Source organism: Streptomyces sp. NPDC006385 (assembly GCF_040612485.1).
Classification (GTDB): domain Bacteria; phylum Actinomycetota; class Actinomycetes; order Streptomycetales; family Streptomycetaceae; genus Streptomyces.
On sequence record NZ_JBEXQG010000009.1, the window covers coordinates 127,396 to 144,677 of the forward strand.

Genomic DNA, 17,282 nt, shown 5'->3' on the forward strand with positions numbered 1-17,282 from the left:
ATCGATATGCGGCTCCGCCGCGTGGGCGCGACCAGCCCACACACACCCGCAGGCGCCCGTGAATCCGCAACCCACCCCTACATACGGCTCAAGCTCGCCGCGGCGAACAGGACGTCCCTGATCGCCTCCCGGTCACCGACCTGCCCCGCCGCCGCCTCCGTCGGAGACACATGGCCCGCGGCCAGCCGGCAGAACTCCCCGCCGTCCAGGGCGACATGCGCCACCTCGTGCTCCGCGGAGCCGACCGCCGCCGGGGAGTCCAGCGGGATCAGCCACTCTCCGCCGCCCGAGCCCTCGATCTCCAGGCGCAGGCTGCGGCCCGGCTCGCCGGCCGGCACCAGACGGCGGTGCGGTCCGGGAGGCGGCGGTGCCGCCAGGCCCGCGCGGCGGCGGGCGGCCAGGACCGTGGGGAGCATACGGGCCGCCAGGTCGACCAGGGAGTGCAGGTCCCGGCCGGTCGGCGGCTCGTACGGGTAGTTCACCGCCTCGGCGATGTCCTCCGCGTGCACCCAGCACTCGAAGGCGCGGTCCAGCATCGCGTCGTGCAGCGGCAGTTCGAAGTCGCCGTAGGGCACCGACAGTCTGCCCGCGCCGCCGCCCGTGAAGGACACCGTGCGGACCAGGGCATGGGTCTGCTCGCGCCACGGTGCCCGTACGGCGCGGGTCGGCGGGTAGTGCGACGCCCGCCAGTACGCCTCCGTGCGCGCGGCCGGCGTCGGCCGGTCCGCGGCCACGTCGCCCAACGGGTCGTCCAGTCCCAGCGCGACCGCCACGAGCCCGTCGACCGTCAGCAGATGCGCGATGACCCCGGCGACGGTCGTACGACGGCTCGTCGGCTCGTCGCCCCGGAACCACCGCAGCCGCACGGGCGCGTGCCACTCCGCGTCCCCGAAGTCCTGGAGCAGGGCGTCGAGGCGGGCCGTCTCGGCGTCGTACGGCCTCGCCCACTCGGGCACCGGGATGCGCGGCGGGCGCCGTTCCAGGCAGCCTCGCAGGACGCGGGTGCGCAGGGACGGGTCAAGGTCGAGGGTCTCGGCGGGGTGCAGCAGACCGACGGCCTCGCGCAGCCGCCTCGCCTCGTCGGCGCAGGGGCCGCAGGTGCCGAGGTGCTCCTCCACGGCCGCCGTCTCCTCCGCGGAGCACGCGGCCAGCGCCCACGCCCCGAGGAGCGACTTCAGGACGCGGTGCTCAAGGGCGAGGGCAGGCGGACCGGGCAACTCGTCGAGTGGGGGCAGGGGCCGGCCGGTGTCCTCCACGGAGGCGCGGGGGAGAGGTATGCGGGGCGGCTGCTCAGGGTCGGGGCCGGGGTCGGGGTCGTTGCCCTGTCCGTCGCCGGGGCCGCTCGGGCCGCCCGTGCCGGTGCGGTCGTCCCCGGCGGTCCTCCGGAACTCCTCGTGTCCCTCCTGGCCGTCGTGCGCTGACCGCTCCTGGCGTCCGTCGTGATCGCGTCCGTCGTGGTCGTGTCCGTCGTGGTCGTGTCCGTCGTGGTCGTCGTACGCCTCGAAACCGCCCGCTCCGCTCACGCCGCACCCCCGTACCCCGGCGGAGCGCCCGGCGCTCCGGCGTCGTGGGCCGTGTCGTGGGCCGTGGAGAGCAGTTGCAGCCCCAGACGCAGGCGGCGACGGGCCTCGTCCTCAGTGACGCCGAGGTCGGCCGCGGTCTGGCGGTAGTCACGGCGCTGGAAGTACGCCAGCTCCAGTGCGGCGCGCAGCGGGACGGGCATGGACTGGACGATGTAGTCGGCGCGGGCGGCGACCGAGGCGTGCCGCACCTTGCGCTCCAGTTCCTCGGTGGAGCCCTGGCCGGCCCGGGCCAGGGCGGCGGTCTCGGTGGCGCGCAGGCGCTGCACGGCGAGGCGGTGGGTCAGCGCGGCGACCCAGCTGCGCAGCGGGCCCTGTTTGGGGTCGTAGGTGTCCGGGTGCTCCCAGACGTGGGCGAAGACGTCACGGGTGAGGTGGTCGGCGGCGCGCTCGTCGCCCAGCACGGTGTGGGCGAGGCCGTGCACGAGCGAGGCGAACCGGTCGTAGAGCTCGCCGAGGGCGGCCGCCTCGCCCCGGGCGAGCCGCTGCTGCATCTTGCGGTCCCAGCGGGGCAGTGCGTCCTTCTTCGCCATACGGCCCCCCTTCAGAGCCTGTGAACCATTCCCCGTCTGGGCCGCGACGTGGATGGGTTCACAGGCTCTCACCGGTCCGTCCCTGTCCAGCGTGCGTCCATCGTCTCCCCGAATGTAGTCGGCACGTCTGACAGCGCACGCCCCTTTGTGGCAATGTGCGCCCCTTGAAGAGTCATGGCTGGTGACGCACCTCGCGTTCGTGATAGAGGACCTCGCACTCGCTCGGCTACCCGTGAGCCGTCCGATCAGACCCGATCGAACAGGATCGAATGCGATTGAAACAAGCCTCTTCTGATCGGTGACCGTTTTCTGGAGGGTGTTTCAGGGAACAGCCGCTGGGCAGCCGCGCTGCAAGGAAGCGTAGGAGTCGCTTCCGTTTCGGCGGGTCCGGCGAGCGAGGGGCGTGGTGATGACGGTGAAAGTGACCGGCGGTGAGCGGGGCGACTGGGCCGTGCTCCAAGTGTCGGGCGAGCTGGACCTGGTGACGTCGCCGGCCCTGCGCCAGCACATCCATGACGCGGTGGCCGAGGGCCGACACAGCCTCGTCCTCGACCTGTCCGAAGTCATGTTCTGCGACTCCAGCGGCGTCGGCGTCCTGATCGCCACCCGCCGCCTCATCCGTTCATGTCAGGGCAGCCTGCGGCTGATACTCCCGGCGCAGGGCGCGGCGGAGGGGTCGCACGTCAACCGGGTCCTGGGGGCGCTGGGGGTGCGCCGGCTGTTCGAGGTGTACCCGGACGTCACGGCGGCGGTCGCGGACGACGCCGGACCCCTGTCGGCCTGAACAGCCCCGATTCCCCCCGAAGTGCCACACCGTTGTCGCAAAATTCCCCCGGTCTTGGCACAACCGCCGCTTTCCCGCGCCCGAACGGCTCCCGGCGTCGTACGCTCCGTGCGAGAAGCACCCCACGTGACGTAAGGCGGCCCGATAAGACATGGTCAGCAGCGAGTACGAGCGCGAGATCGCCGCCCGGTTCGCCACCTTCGACCAGGACGGCAACGGCTACATCGACCGGGAGGACTTCAGCGGAGCGGCCAAGGCGCTGCTCGCGGAGTTCGGCGTCGCCGCCCGGTCCGACAAGGGCCAGGCGCTGTACGGCGGCGCCGAGGCGTTCTGGCAGGGCATGGCCGGGATAGCGGACCGTGACGGAGACCAGCGCATCAGCCGCGAGGAGTTCGTGAACGGCGCGGTCAAGCGGCTGCGGGACAACCCCGACCGGTTCGCCGAGATCGCCCGCCCCTTCCTGCACGCCGCCCTAGACCTGGCCGACTCCGACGGCGACGGAGCCGCGACCGTCACCGACACCGCGCGCGTGCTCGTGTGCCTCGGCGTGGCACAGGACGTCGCCCGGGCCGCCGCCGCCACGCTCGACGCGGACGGCGACGGCAGGGTGGCGGAGGACGAGATCATCACCGCGTTCGCCCGCTACTTCACCGTTCCCGAGTGACCTCTACGACGTTCGCGAAAAACGCTCCCTGAGCTGGTACTTGAGCACTTTGCGCAGCGTCTCGTTGCGCGGAAGGGCGTCCACCACCTCCAGTTGCTCCGGCAGCTTGTGCGTGGACAGCCCTTCGCCGCGCAGATACGACGTCAGCGACTGAAGGGTCAGCTTCCGCGCGCCCGCCGGCTGCTCCACGACCGCGCAGACCCGCTCCCCGCGCTCCGGGTCCGGCAGCCCGATGACGGCCACGTCCACCACCGCCGGATGCCGGTGCAGCAGGTCCTCGATCTCCTTCGCCGAGATGTTCTCGCCCTTGCGGATGATCACGTCCTTGAGCCGGCCGGTCAGTACCAGATGCCCAGCGTCCGTCAGGTACCCGAGGTCACCGGTGCGCAGGAACCCCTCCTCGTCGAAGGCGGCCGCCGTCTGCGCCGGGTCCAGATAGCCCCGGCACACCGCCTCCCCGCGCAGCCGCACCTCCCCGTCCACGATCCGTATCTCCATCCCCTCCGGCGGCCGCCCTTCCGTCGTCGCCAGGTTCTCCGCCGTGTCGTCCGGGTCCCCCATCGTGATCATCGGCACCTCGGTCATGCCGTACCCGTGCGTGAGCTGCACGCCCATCTCACGGACCACGGCGTGGTAGAGCTCGGGCGGCTTCGGTGCCCCGCCGCCCGCCAGCAGCCGCAGCGAGGGGACGGCCTTCGCGCCGGACGGCTGCCTGCGCTGCTCCTGCAGGAACATCGAGTAGAACGCCGTCGACCCGCCGGCGATCGTCACACCGTGCTCGCGGTACGCCCCCAGCGCGTCCGGCAGCGCGAACTGCTCGAACAGCACCGCCGGGAACCCGTGGAGCAGCAGCATCACCATGTAGTCGGGGCCGCCTATGTGCGCGTACGGGAAGGCGATCGAGCCGACATCGGCGTCCGTGGGCCGCAGGGCGTGCGCCAGGCACGAGCCCCCCGCGATCAGCGAGCGGTCCGTGTGCAGCACGCCCTTGGGGTCGGACGTCGTTCCCGAGGTCCAGTAGATCCAGCGCACCGAGGTGCCCTCGGCGGGTGGCGGGGGCAGTACGGACGGATCGCCGTCGGGCAGGGTGTCGTACGCCTCGAAGATCCCCTTCGCGCCCAGCCGCCGCGCCATCTGCGTGTGGTCGAAGCCCCGCCACACGCCCGGCACCGCGAAGAACTCCGCCTTCGACTCCCGCAGCGCGAAGCCGACTTCGCGGTCCCGGTAGAACGGGATGACCGGCGACTGCACGGCGCCAAGGCGGGCCAGCGCGAAGGAGAGCAGGACCGTCTCGATACGGGTGGGCAGCTGCCAGGCGACGACCGTGCCGGGGCGTACGCCCAGGTCGTACAGGCCGGCCGCCACGCGCTCGGCACGCGCGCGTAGCTCGCCGAAACTCAGGCGGCGGTCGTCCTGGAGGAGGACGGGGCGGTCGGGGGTGCGGTCGGCGCGGCGGGCGAGAAGGTCCCAGAGGGTGCGCGAGGAACCCAGGGCGTGAGCGGTGTCGGTCATGACGGCCCCCTGCCGTAGCTGACGGTCAGTCAGATAGTGGGCAGAGCGTAGGGCTCACCGCCTTGTCGGTCCAGGGGTGCGGGTCTAGCCTTCCTGTGAGTCATTGATCTGACGTCACGTCAGATTCTCCCGTTCCGGTGGAGGGGGATCCGTCCGGTGGACCTGGCGTACACGCCCGAAGAAGAGGAGTTCCGCGCCCGGTTGCGGGAGTGGCTGGGCGAGGTCCTGCCCACGCTTCCGCCGAAGCCCTCCCCGGACGACTGGCCGGGGCGCCGCGCCTACGACCTCGGCTGGCAGCGCATGCTCCACGACGCCGGATACGCCGATGTCCACTGGGACGCGTCCCCGACCGTACGGCTCATCTTCCTGGAGGAGACCGAGAAGGCGGGGGCGCCCTATGTGGGGGCGGGCTTCGTCGGGCTGCTCCACGCGGGGCCGACCATCGCCGCCGAGGGGACGGCGGAGCAGCGGGCGCGCTGGCTGCCGCCGATCCTGCGAGGCGACGAGGTCTGGTGCCAGGGCTTCAGCGAACCGGAGGCCGGGTCCGACCTCGCGGCACTGCGCACGCGCGCGCGTAGGGACGGCGACGACTATGTGGTGAGCGGGTCCAAGATCTGGACCTCCCATGCGGAAGTGGCCGACTGGTGCGAGCTGTTGGTGCGCACCGACCCCGACGCGCCCAGGCACCGCGGGATCAGCTGGCTGGCCATGCCCATGGACGCGCCGGGCATCACGGTCCGGCCGCTGAGGACCCTCGCCGGGTCGACCGAGTTCGCCGAGATGTTCCTCGACGAGGTGCGGGTGCCGGTCGCCCACCGGGTCGGGGACGAGAACGACGGCTGGCGCGTGACGATGGTGACCCTCTCCTTCGAACGCGGCACGGCCTTCGTGGGCGAGGTCGTCGCCTGCCGGCGCGTCCTGCGCGAACTCGCCGTTGCGGCGCGCGAGAACGGACGCTGGGACGACCCGGTGCTGCGCCGCAGGCTCGGTCGGCTGAACGCCGAGTTCCGGGCGCTGTGGCGGCTGACGCAGTGGAACGTGAGCGACGCGGAACAGAGCGGAGGGGTGCCGGGGATCGGGGGTTCGGTTTTCAAACTGAGGTTTTCGCACGCCCGCCAGGACCTCTACGACGCCGCGGCCGACGTACTGGGGCCTCAGTCCCTGGACCTCGACCGGCCGTGGACGCTCGACCGGCTCTCCTCGCTGTCGTACACCATCGCCGCCGGCACCTCGCAGATCCAGCGGAACATCGTGGCCGAGCGGATCCTCGGGCTGCCGAAGGGGCGGTGACGGATGCGTTTCCAACTGACCGAGGACCAGCGGGCGTTGCGGCGCGCAGTGCGGGAGCTGCTGGCGCGGCGCTTCGGCGGGGAGGCGCTGCGGGCCGCCGTCGACGCGCCCGGCCGCCTGGACCGGGCCCTGTGGCGGGACCTCGGCGCCGCAGGGTTCTTCGCGCTGCGGCTGCCCGAGACCGGGGGCGGGGTCGGACTCGGGCTGCCGGAGGCGGTGTTGGCCTTCGAGGAGGCGGGGCGCGCGCTGCTGCCCGGGCCCCTGGTGGCCACGCATCTCGCGGCGGGGGCGGTGCCCGGAGCGGCCACCGGGGAGGCGGTGGTGGCGGCCGCCGGCAACGGGCTGGTGGAGTGGCTCGCCGAGGCGGACGTCGTACGCGGGGACGCGACGGGAGCCGTACCGCTGCGGTCGGTCGATCCGCTGACGCCCCTGCACCGGGTTCCCACGGCCTGCGGCGTGGACCCCGTCGCCGTACTCCTCACCGCGGCCGAACAACTGGGCAGCGCCACACGCGCGTGCGAGCTGGCCGTGCAACACGCCCGGGCGCGTGAGCAGTTCGGGCGGCCGATCGGAGCCTTCCAGGCGGTGCAGCACCTGTGCGCGGAGATGCTGGTGCGCACGGAGACGGCGCGCGCGGCCGTCTACGCGGCGGCCGTCACCGCCGCCCCGGCCGACATCCACACCGCCCGGCTGCTCGCCGACGAGGCCGCCGTGCGCGGCGCCCGCGACTGTCTCCAGGTGCACGGCGGCATGGGATTCACCTGGGAGTTCGAGGTCCATCTGCATCTGAAGCGCGCATGGGTGCGAACCCATCGTGCGGGCGACGCTACGGAGAGTGAGGAGAACCTGGCCGCCGAACTTCTCACCGGATCGACCTGAAAGCCCCTGGTCTGCGGTGTCGCCGTCCATACCCGAGCGGATGTCGCGGATTGTGGCATACCGGAATTACGGAGCGTTGATATCGGGTTGTGTCCTACGCGTGACTCGTCACGGCCTGGAGTCGGCGGTCCGCTCCGGTACCTTGTGTCAGATGCGAGTGGTTCCGAGTACGAGCCATGCCGGAGTTGCCTTCGAGGCGGCTCCGGATCCGGCGGTGCGCGCCGCTGCTCGCAGGGCGGGAGGGCTTTCTGTCCCCGCCTGTTCGACTCCCCGCAGCAAGCGTCGCACAGTATGGCGCACGGGTAATCCTTCGCGCTGGAATATGCCCGAAGCGCTTGTTGGGGTGACTGTACGTCAACCATGCTGTCAGCTAAGGGATTCACGTTCCGTGACCCTAGCTTTGGCCATTGTTCTGGCCATGAAAAGAATGGCTAGGATCGTGGCCCTCGTGAGGCGCGGGGCTATGTGTCCGCCGGTTCGGATGGTGTGAGCGGTGCAGGTGCTTCAAGTGCAGCTGGAGATCCGGCCCGACCCCGCTGAGGTGGGGCGAGCCCGGCGGTGGGCCCGCTCGCGGCTTGCCGGGTCCGGGATAGGGGTCGATGAGCCGCTCGCCGAGACGCTGATCCTGCTCGTCTCCGAACTCGTCACCAACGCCGTGGTGCACACCGGTTGCCCGGCCGTGCTGCGGCTGTCCCTGCCGGGCGCGGCCCAGGAGTCCGCCACCGTACGGCTCGAGGTGACCGACCGCAGTGACCGGGCGCCGGTGCCCCGGTGCCCCGACGGTGACGCGACGGGCGGCCGGGGCCTCGCGCTCGTCGACGGCCTGGCGGACCGGTGGGGCTGGTGCTCCGAAGGTGCCGGCAAGCGGATCTGGTGCGAACTGGATCGGGCCGCCGGTGTGAACGGGTCCGCCTCCGCCTGTGGCAGCGGGGTGCCGGCCTACGAAGGGCTGGCGTACGAGGCGGTCTGACGGGCGCACGGCGCGAGAACTTCGCCGATTCGGGGGCACGGTTGCAGTAAGCGCCGTTCCTTCAGCTCGGGTGAGCGTCGATGCGCCCGGGCATGCTTCCGTGCGCGGCCGGGGAAAACGGGACGTAAGTGACAAATCACCGATTGGGTGTTGACGCCGAGTGTCCGGTTGATCACGCTTGTGGTCAGCGATTCGCCGCGAGGGGACGACGAGGGTTTCGGTGACGGAGACCCTCGCCGAGTGTGGGTCGTGATCGGCGTCGGTCTTCTCGGGGCCAGGGGGACCGGGGCGGGTACGCCGGAGTCGGATGGCGGCGCGCGGTGCCGTGCTCGGGGCGGATGGGGCACCTCCCAGCTCGGGCGGAGCCGAGAACTGGGAAGCCGCGCCGCCAGCCGACCTCGTCACGACGTCACAGTGCCGCGGTGTCACGACGTCGCGGTGTCACGACGTCAGAACGTCAGAGCACGGCCACGGGCGCCACGGGCGTCCCCGTACCGCCGACGAAGGGCTCGGGCATCGCCGACAGCAGGAACGTGTAGCGGCCCTCTTGTCCACAGGCTGTGGACAACTCTTCGAGATTCCAGTTCTGCCCCTGCAGCATCCCCATCTCCACCAGGTCGAGCGCGTGCACGGGCAGCCACAGGTCCTCCGTCTCGGGCGGGAATATCTCGAAGGTGAGGGTGTCGTTCGCCACGGCCGCCACATCGCGCGCGTGGAACCACTCAGGCGTACGGATCGACAGGCCGGGTGAGGGATGGCCGTACGCGTGCTTGTCGCCGGCGAGATAGACCTGGATCTGCCCCGTCCGTACGAGCACGATGTCACCGGCGCGCACGCGCGTGCCCGCGAGTTCCTCGGCCGCCTCCAGGTCCTCGGGGGTGACCGCGTGCCCGCCGTCGAGCCGGGTGACGCCACGCGCGCGTGCCACGTCCAGCAGCACTCCGCGCGAGACGATGTGCCGCGCCTTGTCGATGCCGCTGAACTCGGCGCCGCCGTGCGGGGTGATGGTGGCGGCGGGGCGGCCGTTGTAGAGCCGGCCCGAGTGCGAGACGTGGGTGAGCGCGTCCCAGTGGGTGGCCGCCTGGAGGCCCATGGTCACGGTGTCGTCGCTGCACGCGACGGTTCCGGGGCCGAAGATCTCCTGGTTGATCTGCACCATGGCGTGCAGCGGGTTGACCCGCCCCGGGATCATCCCGGTCTGTACGCCGTCCTGCCGGAGAGGCAGGGCGAGGGGGACACGGCGGCCGGTGCGGACGCAGGCGGCCGCCTCGCGGACGACCTCGTCGGTGATCAGGTTGAGGGTGCCGATCTCGTCGGCCGCCCCCCAACGGCCCCAGTTGTTCACGCGTTTGGCGATCTCGTGGAACGCGTCCGGCAGTGACATGAGTCCTCCCCGGGGCTTGTCTCCGCGTATCTGACGGGTCGTAGAATCAAGTCGAATCTAACGGACCGTCAGAAACTGCGGGAAGGGGCCGGGGCGTGGGGAACTTCTTGGCAGGCAAGGTCGTCGCCGTGACGGGTGCCGGGCGGGGGATCGGGCGGGCGGTGGCGTTGGCCGCCGCCGCCGAGGGCGCGCGGGTGGTCGTCAACGACTACGGGGTGTCCGTGGCCGGGGTCTCGCCCACGAGCGAGGTCGCCGAGGGTGTCGTCAAGGAGATCGAGGCGGCGGGTGGGGAGGCCGTCGCCGTGGCCGACGACGTGTCCACGATGGCGGGTGGCCAGCGGGTCGTGGACGCGGCGGTGTCGGCCTACGGGCGGATCGACGGGGTCGTGTGCGTCGCCGGGATCCTGCGGGAGCGGATGCTGTTCAACATGACCGAGGAGGAGTGGGATCCGGTCGTCGCCACGCACCTGAAGGGCACGTTCACGGTGTTCCGGGCCGCCTCCGCGGTGATGCGGAAGCAGGGGGCGGGAGCCTTGATCGGGTTCACCAGTGGCAATCATCAGGGGTCGGTTTCGCAGGCGAATTACAGCGCGGCGAAGGGCGGGGTCATCTCGCTCGTGCGGAGCGCCGCGCTGGGTCTGCACAAGTACGGGGTGATCGCGAACGCCGTGGCGCCGGTTGCTCGTACGCGGATGTCGGCGAACGTTCCCACGGAGTTGACGGAGATCGGGGAGCCGGAGGACGTTGCCGCGCTGGTGGTGTACCTGCTGTCCGACGGGGCGAAGGAGCAGGGCGTCACCGGGCAGGTGTACACGGTCGCCGGGCCGAAGATCGCGGTGTGGGCTCAGCCGCGGGAGCTGCGCGCGGCGTATGCCGAGGGTTCTTGGACGCCGGAGCGGATAGCGGCGTTTCTGCCGGGGGCGGTGGGGGTGGATCCGATGCCGATGTTGGAGCGGGTGGAGGCGATGGCTCGGGCTGCGGCGCGGGGGGAACGGCCGAACGCCTGAGAGCTCGGGGATGCCGTCGTACGGCGGCCGCGGGTGGTTCGTGGCTGGTCGCGCGGGTCCCCCGCGCCCCTGGAGAAAGGGCGTTGTCCGTAGCCGGTGATTACAAGGAGGCCCCTGTGGACTTCGGGTTCGCACCTGAGGACGAGGCGTTTCGTGTGGAAGCCCGGGCGTGGCTGGAGGAGCATGCCAAGGACGCTCAGGACCGGCGTGGTTGGGAACGAATGCTCGGAAAAGCCGGGTGGATCGGGCTGGGTTGGCCCGAGTCCGGTCATGGGAACCGAACCGCCACCCTCACCCAACAGGTCGCCTGGGCCGAGGAGTACGCCCGGTCCGCCGCGCCTGCGCGGTCGGGGCACATCGGCGAGAAGCTCCTGGCGCCCACTCTCATCGCCCATGGCACCGAGGAGCAGAAGGCTCGCTTTCTTCCGCCGATCGCCGCTGGGGACGAGCTCTGGTGCCAGGGATACAGCGAACCCGGCGCGGGGTCGGATCTCGCGGGTGTCCGGACGCGGGCCGAGCTCGGTTCGGACGGGACGTACCGCGTCACCGGGCAGAAGATCTGGACCTCTCTCGCGCACGAGGCCGACTGGTGTTTCGTGCTGGCGCGCACCGATCCGGACTCCCGGCGCCATCACGGCCTCAGCTTTCTGCTCGTGCCGATGGACCAGCCGGGCCGCATCGAGGTGCGGCCCATCCGGCAGCTGACCGGCACGAGTGACTTCAACGAGGTCTTCTTCGACGGCGCGCACGCGCGCGTGGAGCACGTCGTCGGGGGCGAGGGCGCGGGGTGGCGCGTCGCGATGAGTCTGCTCGGGTTCGAGCGGGGTGTGTCGACGCTGGCCCAGCAGGTCGGGTTCGCGCAGGAGCTGGGGACGGTCGTGCGTGCGGCCGTCGAGTCGGGGGCCGTCGAGGATCCCGTCGTACGGGAGCGGCTGGTGCGGCAGTGGGCCGAGCTGCGGGTGATGCGGTGGAACGCCCTGCGGACGCTGGGGGGTTCGGGGGACGCGGGGGCGCCCAGCGTGGCCAAGTTGCTGTGGGGCGGCTGGCATCAGCGGCTCGGGGAGCTGGCGATGCGGGTGCGGGGCGCGGCGGCCGGGGTCGGGCCGGCGGAGTGGTCGCCCTCGGCGCCGTACGAACTCGACGAGGCGCAGCACCTGTTCTTGTTCTCCAGGGCCGACACCATCTACGGCGGTTCGGACCAGGTGCAGCGCACGATCATCGCCGAGCGTGTGCTCGGCCTGCCGAGGGAACCCAAGGGGATTGCGTGATGCGCGGCGTGGTGTTCGACGGGAAGCGGGCCGAGGTCGCGTACGACCTGGATGTGCGAGGTCCCGGTCCGGGTGAGGTGCTGGTCGCGATCTCGGCGGCGGGGCTGTGTCACAGCGATCTGTCCGTGGTGGACGGGACCATACCTTTCCCGGTTCCTGTGGTGTTGGGCCACGAGGGCGCCGGAGTGGTGGAGGCCGTGGGTGTGGGTGTCACCCATGTCGTGCCCGGCGACCATGTGGCCCTGTCCACGCTCGCCAACTGCGGTACGTGCGCGGAGTGCGACCGGGGGCGGCCGACCATGTGCCGGCAGGCCATCGGGCGGCCCGGGCAGCCGTTCACGCGAGGGGGGCGGCCCGTCTTCCAGTTCGCGTCCAACTCCGCTTTCGCCGAGCGGACCGTGGTGAAGGCCGTGCAGGTGGTGCGCGTCCCGAAGGACATTCCGATGCCCTCCGCCGCGCTCATCGGGTGCGGGGTGCTGACCGGGGTGGGCGCCGTGCTCAACCGGGCGAAGGTCGACCGGGGTGACAGCGTGCTCGTGATCGGGACCGGAGGCATCGGCCTCAACGTCCTTCAGGGCGCGCGGATCGCCGGCGCGCTGCGCATCGTCGCCGTCGACGCGAACCCGGCGAAGGAGGCGGTGGCGCGGCAGTTCGGGGCGACCGACTTCCTGACCTCGACGCAGGGCGTGCGGGAGCTGCTGCCGACGGGGGTGGACCACGCCTTCGAGTGCGTGGGGCGCGTGGAGCTGGTCCGGCAGGCGGTCGATCTGCTCGACCGGCACGGGCAGGCGATTCTGCTGGGGGTGCCGCCGACCGGCGCCGAGGCGTCCTTCGTCGTGTCGTCGATGTACCTGGACAAGGCGATCCTGGGCTGCCGGTACGGGTCGTCGCGGCCGCAGCGGGACATCGCGCTCTATGCCGAGTTGTACCGGGCGGGACGGTTGATGCTGGACGAACTGGTGACGCAGACATATCCGGTCGAGGAGTTCGAGCGGGCGGCGGCGGACGCGGAGGCGGGGAAGGTGGCGCGCGGGGTGCTCACGTTCTGAGGTCCGGTGTGGCCGCTGTGGGGGTGTCTCCGGCGCGGCGGCTGGACGTACGGCCCGGCGCCGATCGGCTGCTCCACGCCGTTTTCCACAGGCCCGGAAAACCGCTGCCGCGTTGTCAGCGGCAGCGCCTACCGTCGTTTCCATGACCTATCGAGACGTCGCCTCCAAGCAGGTCCTGATCTGGGCCTGCACCGCCGTCGCCTCGCGTATGCCGGTCGCCATGACGCCGTTGGCCCTGGTGTTCCTCGTGCGCGAGCGTCCCGGCGGCTACACGCTGGGGGCGACGCTCGCGGCGGCCTATGTGCTCGGCGAGATCATCTGCGCCCCGGTCCTCGGGATGCGGCTGGACCCGGCTCGTGGCCGGCGTCATCTGGCCCTCGGACTCGCGGGCGGGACGGTCGGGTTCACGGGGCTCGGGGCGCTGGCCGGGGCGCATTCCCTCGTGCTGGGGGCGTTCGCGTTCCTGGCCGGTGCGGCGCCGGCCGCGGTCGCCGGAGGGCAGCGGACGCTGCTGACCTCGCTGGTCCCGGAGCGTGCCGTGGCGCAGGCGCTGTCGACCGAGTCGATGCTGATGTCGGGCGTGTGGGCGGTCTCCCCGGTCGCGGTCGCCGGTCTCGCCCTCGGGGTGGCGCCACGGGTGCCGCTGCTCCTTGCGGCCGCCCTGATGGCGATGTCGATCGTGGGCCACTGGCTGCTGCCCGCCGGCTGGGCCAAGGGGGAACAGGACGGGGAGGCAGGGCGGGTGAAGCTCCGCGTGCTGATCCACGCGTGGCCGGTGTACGTCACGGGCGCGGCCAGCATCACCCTGCTCGGCCTGTCCGAACTCACCCTGCCCGCCCTCCTCGAACAGCGCGGCATCGGTGTGGGCTGGTCCGGCCCGATGCTGGCGGGCATGGCCATGGGAGCGGGGCTCGGGGCGTTCGTGTACGGCCTCCGGTCGTGGCCGGGGCGGCTCCGGGTGCGCAGCGTGGTGCTGATGTGCGGCATGTCCGTCTTCGTGATCCTCGCCGCGCTGATACCGGGGGCGGCCGGGATCGCGGTCGTCCTCGTCCTGGCGGGCACGCTCCAGTCGGGCGCGCTGATCACCCGCAACCTGTCCCTGCGCGAGGCCCTGCCGCCGGGGGCACTGGCCGCCGGCTATTCCGTGATGTACGCGGCCGCGGGCGCCGGTTACGCGGCGACGGGCTCCCTCGCCGGCGGTCTGCTCCAGGTGGTGGCGCCGTCCACGGCCATCCAGGCCGGCGTGGTGGTGACTCTGTTGCTGTCGGCGCTCGGCTGGTGGGGAGAGGTCCGCCGGGAGGGCTCAGGTGCGGGTGGTGACCTGGCTGTCGGCCTCGCCGGCGCGGAAGGTGCGCCGGTAGCTGGTGGGCGTGACACCGAGCGCCGCCTGTAGGTGCTGTCGCATCGACTGGGCCGTGCCGAAGCCGGCGTCCCGGGCGACCTGGTCCACGGACAGGTCGGTGGACTCCAGCAGGTACCGGGCTCGTTCCACCCGCTGCTGGGTGAGCCACTGGCCGGGGCTGATGCCGACCTCCTCGCGGAAGCGGCGCGTGAAGGTCCGTACGGACATGGCCTCCTGCTCGGCCATGTCGCGCAACTGGATCGGCTCGTGGAGCCGGCCCAGGGCCCAGGCGCGTGCCGTGGTCGTGGACGCCTGCTGGGGGTCGGGGACCGGGCGGTGGATGTACTGGGCCTGGCCGCCGTCGCGGTGGGGCGGTACGACCGTGCGGCGGGCCACGTCGTTGGCGATCGCCGTGCCGTGGTCGCGGCGGACCATGTGCAGGCACAGGTCGATCCCGGCGGCGACGCCGGCCGAGGTCAGCACGTCGCCGTCGTCGATGAACAGGACGTCCGCGTCGACCTGGACCCTCGGGAACAGCCGCTGGAAGCGCTCGGCGTCCGCCCAGTGCGTGGTGGCCGGGCGGCCGTCGAGGCGGCCCGCGGCGGCGAGGACGTACACGCCGGTGCAGATGGAGGCGAGCCGGGTGCCGGGGCGGATGTGGGCGAGCGCGGCGGCCAGTTCGTCGGTCAGCACGCCCTCCTCGAAGACCGGGCCGAGTTCGTAGGACGCCGGGATGATCACGGTGTCGGCGGTCGCCAGGGCCTCCGGGCCGTTGGCGACGTCGATGGCGAAGTCGGCGTCGGTCTGGACCGGCCCGGGTGGCCGGATCGAGCACGTGACGACCTCGTACAGGTGCCGCCCCCGGGCGTCCTTGGGGCGGCCGAAGATCCGGTGCGCGATGCCCAGCTCGAACGGCAGCGCGCCGTCCAACGCGAGGACGGCCACACGATGGGGACGCAACTCCGGCTCACCGCGCATGGCCCGATCCTAACGAATGCTGTCCTTCGGGCCAATGGATCAGCGGGCGCGCAGGCCCGAAGCTCGATGTCGTGACGCAGACAACCCAAGCCACCGCCGTCGACAAGTCCCCGCCGGAGCCAGGTCGTGGCCGCATCCACCGTGCCTGGTACGTCGCCGCCGTCGCCTTCGTGACGATCCTCGGCGGCGCCGCCTTCCGCTCCCTGCCCGGCCTGCTCATCGATCCGTTGCACCAGGAGTTCGGCTGGTCGCGCGGCACGATCGCGGCCGCGGTCTCCGTCAACCTCGCGTTGTACGGCCTGACCGCGCCCTTCGCCGCCGCGCTGATGGACCGCTTCGGCATCCGCCGGGTGGTCGCCGTCGCGCTCACCGTGATCGCGCTGGGCTCGGGCCTCACGGTCTGGATGACGGCACCCTGGCAACTGCTGCTGTGCTGGGGGCTGCTGGTGGGGCTGGGCACCGGTTCGATGGCGCTGGCCTTCGCCGCGACGGTCACCAACCGCTGGTTCACCGAGCGGCGCGGCCTGGTCACCGGCATCCTCACCGCCGCCTCTGCCTCCGGCCAGCTGATCTTCCTGCCCGTGCTGGCCCTGATGGTCGACGCGGGCGACTGGCGGCCGGCCGCCGTCACGGTCGCCCTCGCCGCCCTCGCCGTCGTTCCCTTCGTCTGGCTGCTGCTGCGCGACCATCCGGCCGACGTGGGCCTGAAGCCGTACGGCGCACGAGAGTTCGTGCCCAAGCCCGCCCCCGTGCCGGGCGCCGCGCGCAGGGCGGTGAAGGTCCTCTTCACGGCGGCCCGCACCGGCCCCTTCTGGCTGCTCGCCGGCACCTTCGCGATCTGTGGCGCCTCCACCAACGGCCTCATCCAGACCCACTTCGTGCCCGCCGCCCACGACCACGGCATGCCCGTCCCGGCCGCCGCCTCGCTGCTCGCGGTCATCGGCGTGTTCGACGTGGTCGGCACCATCGCCTCCGGCTGGCTCACCGACCGCTTCGAGCCCCGCCGCCTGCTCGCGGTCTACTACGCCCTGCGCGGTGTCTCGCTGCTGTTCCTGCCGATGCTGCTGTTCCCGACGGTCCACGTGCCGATGCTCTTCTTCATCGTCTTCTACGGCCTGGACTGGGTCGCCACCGTCCCGCCCACCGTCGCCCTGTGCCGGGAGCACTACGGCGAGGACAGCGCGATCGTCTTCGGCTGGGTCCTCGCCTCCCACCAGGTCGGTGCCGCCCTGGTGGCCTTCCTCGGCGGGGTCGCACGCGACGTCTTCGGGTCGTACGACATCGTCTGGTGGGCGTCGGGGGCGCTGTGTGCGGCGGCGGCGCTGATGGCGCTGGTGATCCGCCGGCCGGCGGCCCCGGTCACGGTGGCGGCCTAGAGGAACCGCCCCTTGTGGAACAGCAGCGGCGGCTCGTCCCCGTCGGCCGCTCCCAGCGCGTCCACCCGGCCCACGACGATGAGGTGGTCGCCGCCCGTGTGCACCGCGTGGATCGTGCAGTCGATCCACGCGAGCGTGCCGGCGAGGCGGGGGGAGCCGGACACCGGGGCCGCGTCGTAGGCGACCCCCGCGAACTTGTCGGCGCCGCTCACCGCGAAGGCGCGGCACAGCTCGCCCTGGCCGGCGCTCAGGACGTTCACGCAGAAGTCGCCCGCGCGCGCGATGCGCGGCCATGTCCTCGACGTACGGCCGACCATGAAGGCGACCAGGGGCGGATCGAGGGAGAGGGAGGAGAAGGACTGGCAGGCGAAACCGGCGGGGGCGGCGTCCAGGGGGTCGTTGGCGGTGACGACGACCACACCCGTCGCGAAGTTCCCCAGCACCCGCCGGAACTCGGTCTGCCCGACCGGCGCCCGCTCGTCCTCGCCGACGCACCGCAGCTCGGGCCGCGGCAGCACTTCGACGGGCTCGCGTGCGGGGGCTGCTCTGACCGACCTGAGGTAGCGGACGGCGGCGGCCGCCATTCCTGCGTGTCCCATCACACCGACCATTGAAGCTGACGGTGTGTCAGATAGGAAGGGGTCTGACCGGCCGCGGAGCACGCGC

Annotated in this window: 16 protein-coding genes; 10 read left to right on the top strand and 6 right to left on the bottom strand. The window is 71.9% G+C overall.

Features of this window, described 5'->3' with window-relative positions:
* Positions 1 to 77 precede the first annotated feature (77 nt).
* Together ABZ078_RS09840 and ABZ078_RS09845 are read right to left on the bottom strand one after the other, a co-directional pair.
* Positions 78 to 1,523, bottom strand: a complete 1,446-nt coding sequence (locus ABZ078_RS09840; RefSeq protein ID WP_356573443.1) for a zf-HC2 domain-containing protein — start codon at positions 1,521 to 1,523, stop codon at positions 78 to 80.
* On the bottom strand, positions 1,520 to 2,113 hold the full coding sequence (locus ABZ078_RS09845; RefSeq protein WP_356573445.1) for a sigma-70 family RNA polymerase sigma factor: 594 nt from the start codon (positions 2,111 to 2,113) through the stop codon (positions 1,520 to 1,522). Before ABZ078_RS09845 ends, ABZ078_RS09840 begins: the two co-directional genes overlap by 4 nt.
* 403 nt (positions 2,114 to 2,516) lie before the next feature.
* Here ABZ078_RS09845 and ABZ078_RS09850 point away from each other — a divergent pair, with 403 nt between their 5' ends.
* Both ABZ078_RS09850 and ABZ078_RS09855 read left to right on the top strand, forming a co-directional pair.
* Positions 2,517 to 2,897, top strand: coding sequence for an STAS domain-containing protein (locus ABZ078_RS09850; RefSeq protein WP_356573447.1), 381 nt, complete (start codon positions 2,517 to 2,519; stop codon positions 2,895 to 2,897).
* 151 nt (positions 2,898 to 3,048) lie between these two features.
* Positions 3,049 to 3,561, top strand: coding sequence for an EF-hand domain-containing protein (locus tag ABZ078_RS09855; RefSeq protein WP_356573449.1), 513 nt, complete (start codon positions 3,049 to 3,051; stop codon positions 3,559 to 3,561).
* A gap of 3 nt (positions 3,562 to 3,564) precedes the next feature.
* On the opposite strand, the gene ABZ078_RS09860 is transcribed toward ABZ078_RS09855, so the two are convergent.
* A complete protein-coding gene (locus ABZ078_RS09860) occupies positions 3,565 to 5,073 on the bottom strand; it encodes an AMP-binding protein (protein ID WP_356573451.1) in 1,509 nt (502 codons plus the stop codon).
* A gap of 156 nt (positions 5,074 to 5,229) precedes the next feature.
* On the opposite strand from ABZ078_RS09860, the gene ABZ078_RS09865 reads away from it, so the two are divergent.
* From ABZ078_RS09865 to ABZ078_RS09875, 3 genes are all read left to right on the top strand, one after another.
* Positions 5,230 to 6,363 (top strand): acyl-CoA dehydrogenase, encoded by a 1,134-nt coding sequence (locus ABZ078_RS09865; protein WP_356573453.1) that lies wholly within the window; start codon positions 5,230 to 5,232, stop codon positions 6,361 to 6,363.
* A gap of 3 nt (positions 6,364 to 6,366) precedes the next feature.
* Positions 6,367 to 7,242 (top strand): acyl-CoA dehydrogenase family protein, encoded by an 876-nt coding sequence (locus ABZ078_RS09870; RefSeq protein WP_356573455.1) that lies wholly within the window; start codon positions 6,367 to 6,369, stop codon positions 7,240 to 7,242.
* Positions 7,243 to 7,735: 493 nt separating this feature from the next.
* A complete protein-coding gene (locus ABZ078_RS09875) occupies positions 7,736 to 8,212 on the top strand; it encodes an ATP-binding protein (protein ID WP_356573457.1) in 477 nt (158 codons plus the stop codon).
* A gap of 457 nt (positions 8,213 to 8,669) precedes the next feature.
* Here ABZ078_RS09875 and ABZ078_RS09880 read toward each other — a convergent pair whose 3' ends face one another.
* On the bottom strand, positions 8,670 to 9,596 hold the full coding sequence (locus ABZ078_RS09880; protein ID WP_356573459.1) for a cyclase family protein: 927 nt from the start codon (positions 9,594 to 9,596) through the stop codon (positions 8,670 to 8,672).
* A gap of 95 nt (positions 9,597 to 9,691) precedes the next feature.
* Here ABZ078_RS09880 and ABZ078_RS09885 point away from each other — a divergent pair, with 95 nt between their 5' ends.
* The 4 genes from ABZ078_RS09885 (at position 9,692) to ABZ078_RS09900 (ending at position 14,313) form a co-directional block, all read left to right on the top strand.
* Positions 9,692 to 10,603 carry an SDR family oxidoreductase gene (locus tag ABZ078_RS09885; protein WP_356573461.1) on the top strand — a complete coding sequence of 304 codons (912 nt, stop codon included), beginning with the start codon at positions 9,692 to 9,694 and terminating at the stop codon, positions 10,601 to 10,603.
* Positions 10,604 to 10,719: 116 nt separating this feature from the next.
* Positions 10,720 to 11,871: an acyl-CoA dehydrogenase family protein gene (locus ABZ078_RS09890; RefSeq protein WP_356573462.1), complete on the top strand. Its 1,152-nt coding sequence runs from the start codon at positions 10,720 to 10,722 to the stop codon at positions 11,869 to 11,871.
* Complete coding sequence (locus ABZ078_RS09895; RefSeq protein ID WP_356573464.1) at positions 11,871 to 12,920, top strand: alcohol dehydrogenase catalytic domain-containing protein; 1,050 nt, start codon at positions 11,871 to 11,873, stop codon at positions 12,918 to 12,920. The genes ABZ078_RS09890 and ABZ078_RS09895 overlap by 1 nt, the downstream gene beginning before the upstream one ends.
* A 142-nt stretch (positions 12,921 to 13,062) precedes the next feature.
* Positions 13,063 to 14,313, top strand: coding sequence for an MFS transporter (locus tag ABZ078_RS09900; RefSeq protein ID WP_356573466.1), 1,251 nt, complete (start codon positions 13,063 to 13,065; stop codon positions 14,311 to 14,313).
* Here ABZ078_RS09900 and ABZ078_RS09905 read toward each other — a convergent pair.
* The gene (locus ABZ078_RS09905) at positions 14,224 to 15,240 is read right to left on the bottom strand and encodes a helix-turn-helix domain-containing protein (protein WP_356573467.1); all 1,017 of its coding nucleotides are present in this window, start codon (positions 15,238 to 15,240) and stop codon (positions 14,224 to 14,226) included. The genes ABZ078_RS09900 and ABZ078_RS09905 overlap by 90 nt on opposite strands.
* Before the next feature lie 71 nt (positions 15,241 to 15,311).
* On the opposite strand from ABZ078_RS09905, the gene ABZ078_RS09910 reads away from it, so the two are divergent.
* Positions 15,312 to 16,616, top strand: a complete 1,305-nt coding sequence (locus ABZ078_RS09910) for an MFS transporter (protein ID WP_356573469.1) — start codon at positions 15,312 to 15,314, stop codon at positions 16,614 to 16,616.
* On the opposite strand, the gene ABZ078_RS09915 is transcribed toward ABZ078_RS09910, so the two are convergent.
* A complete protein-coding gene (locus tag ABZ078_RS09915) occupies positions 16,613 to 17,215 on the bottom strand; it encodes a flavin reductase family protein (RefSeq protein WP_356573471.1) in 603 nt (200 codons plus the stop codon). The genes ABZ078_RS09910 and ABZ078_RS09915 overlap by 4 nt on opposite strands.
* Between the last annotated feature and the right edge of the window lie 67 nt (positions 17,216 to 17,282).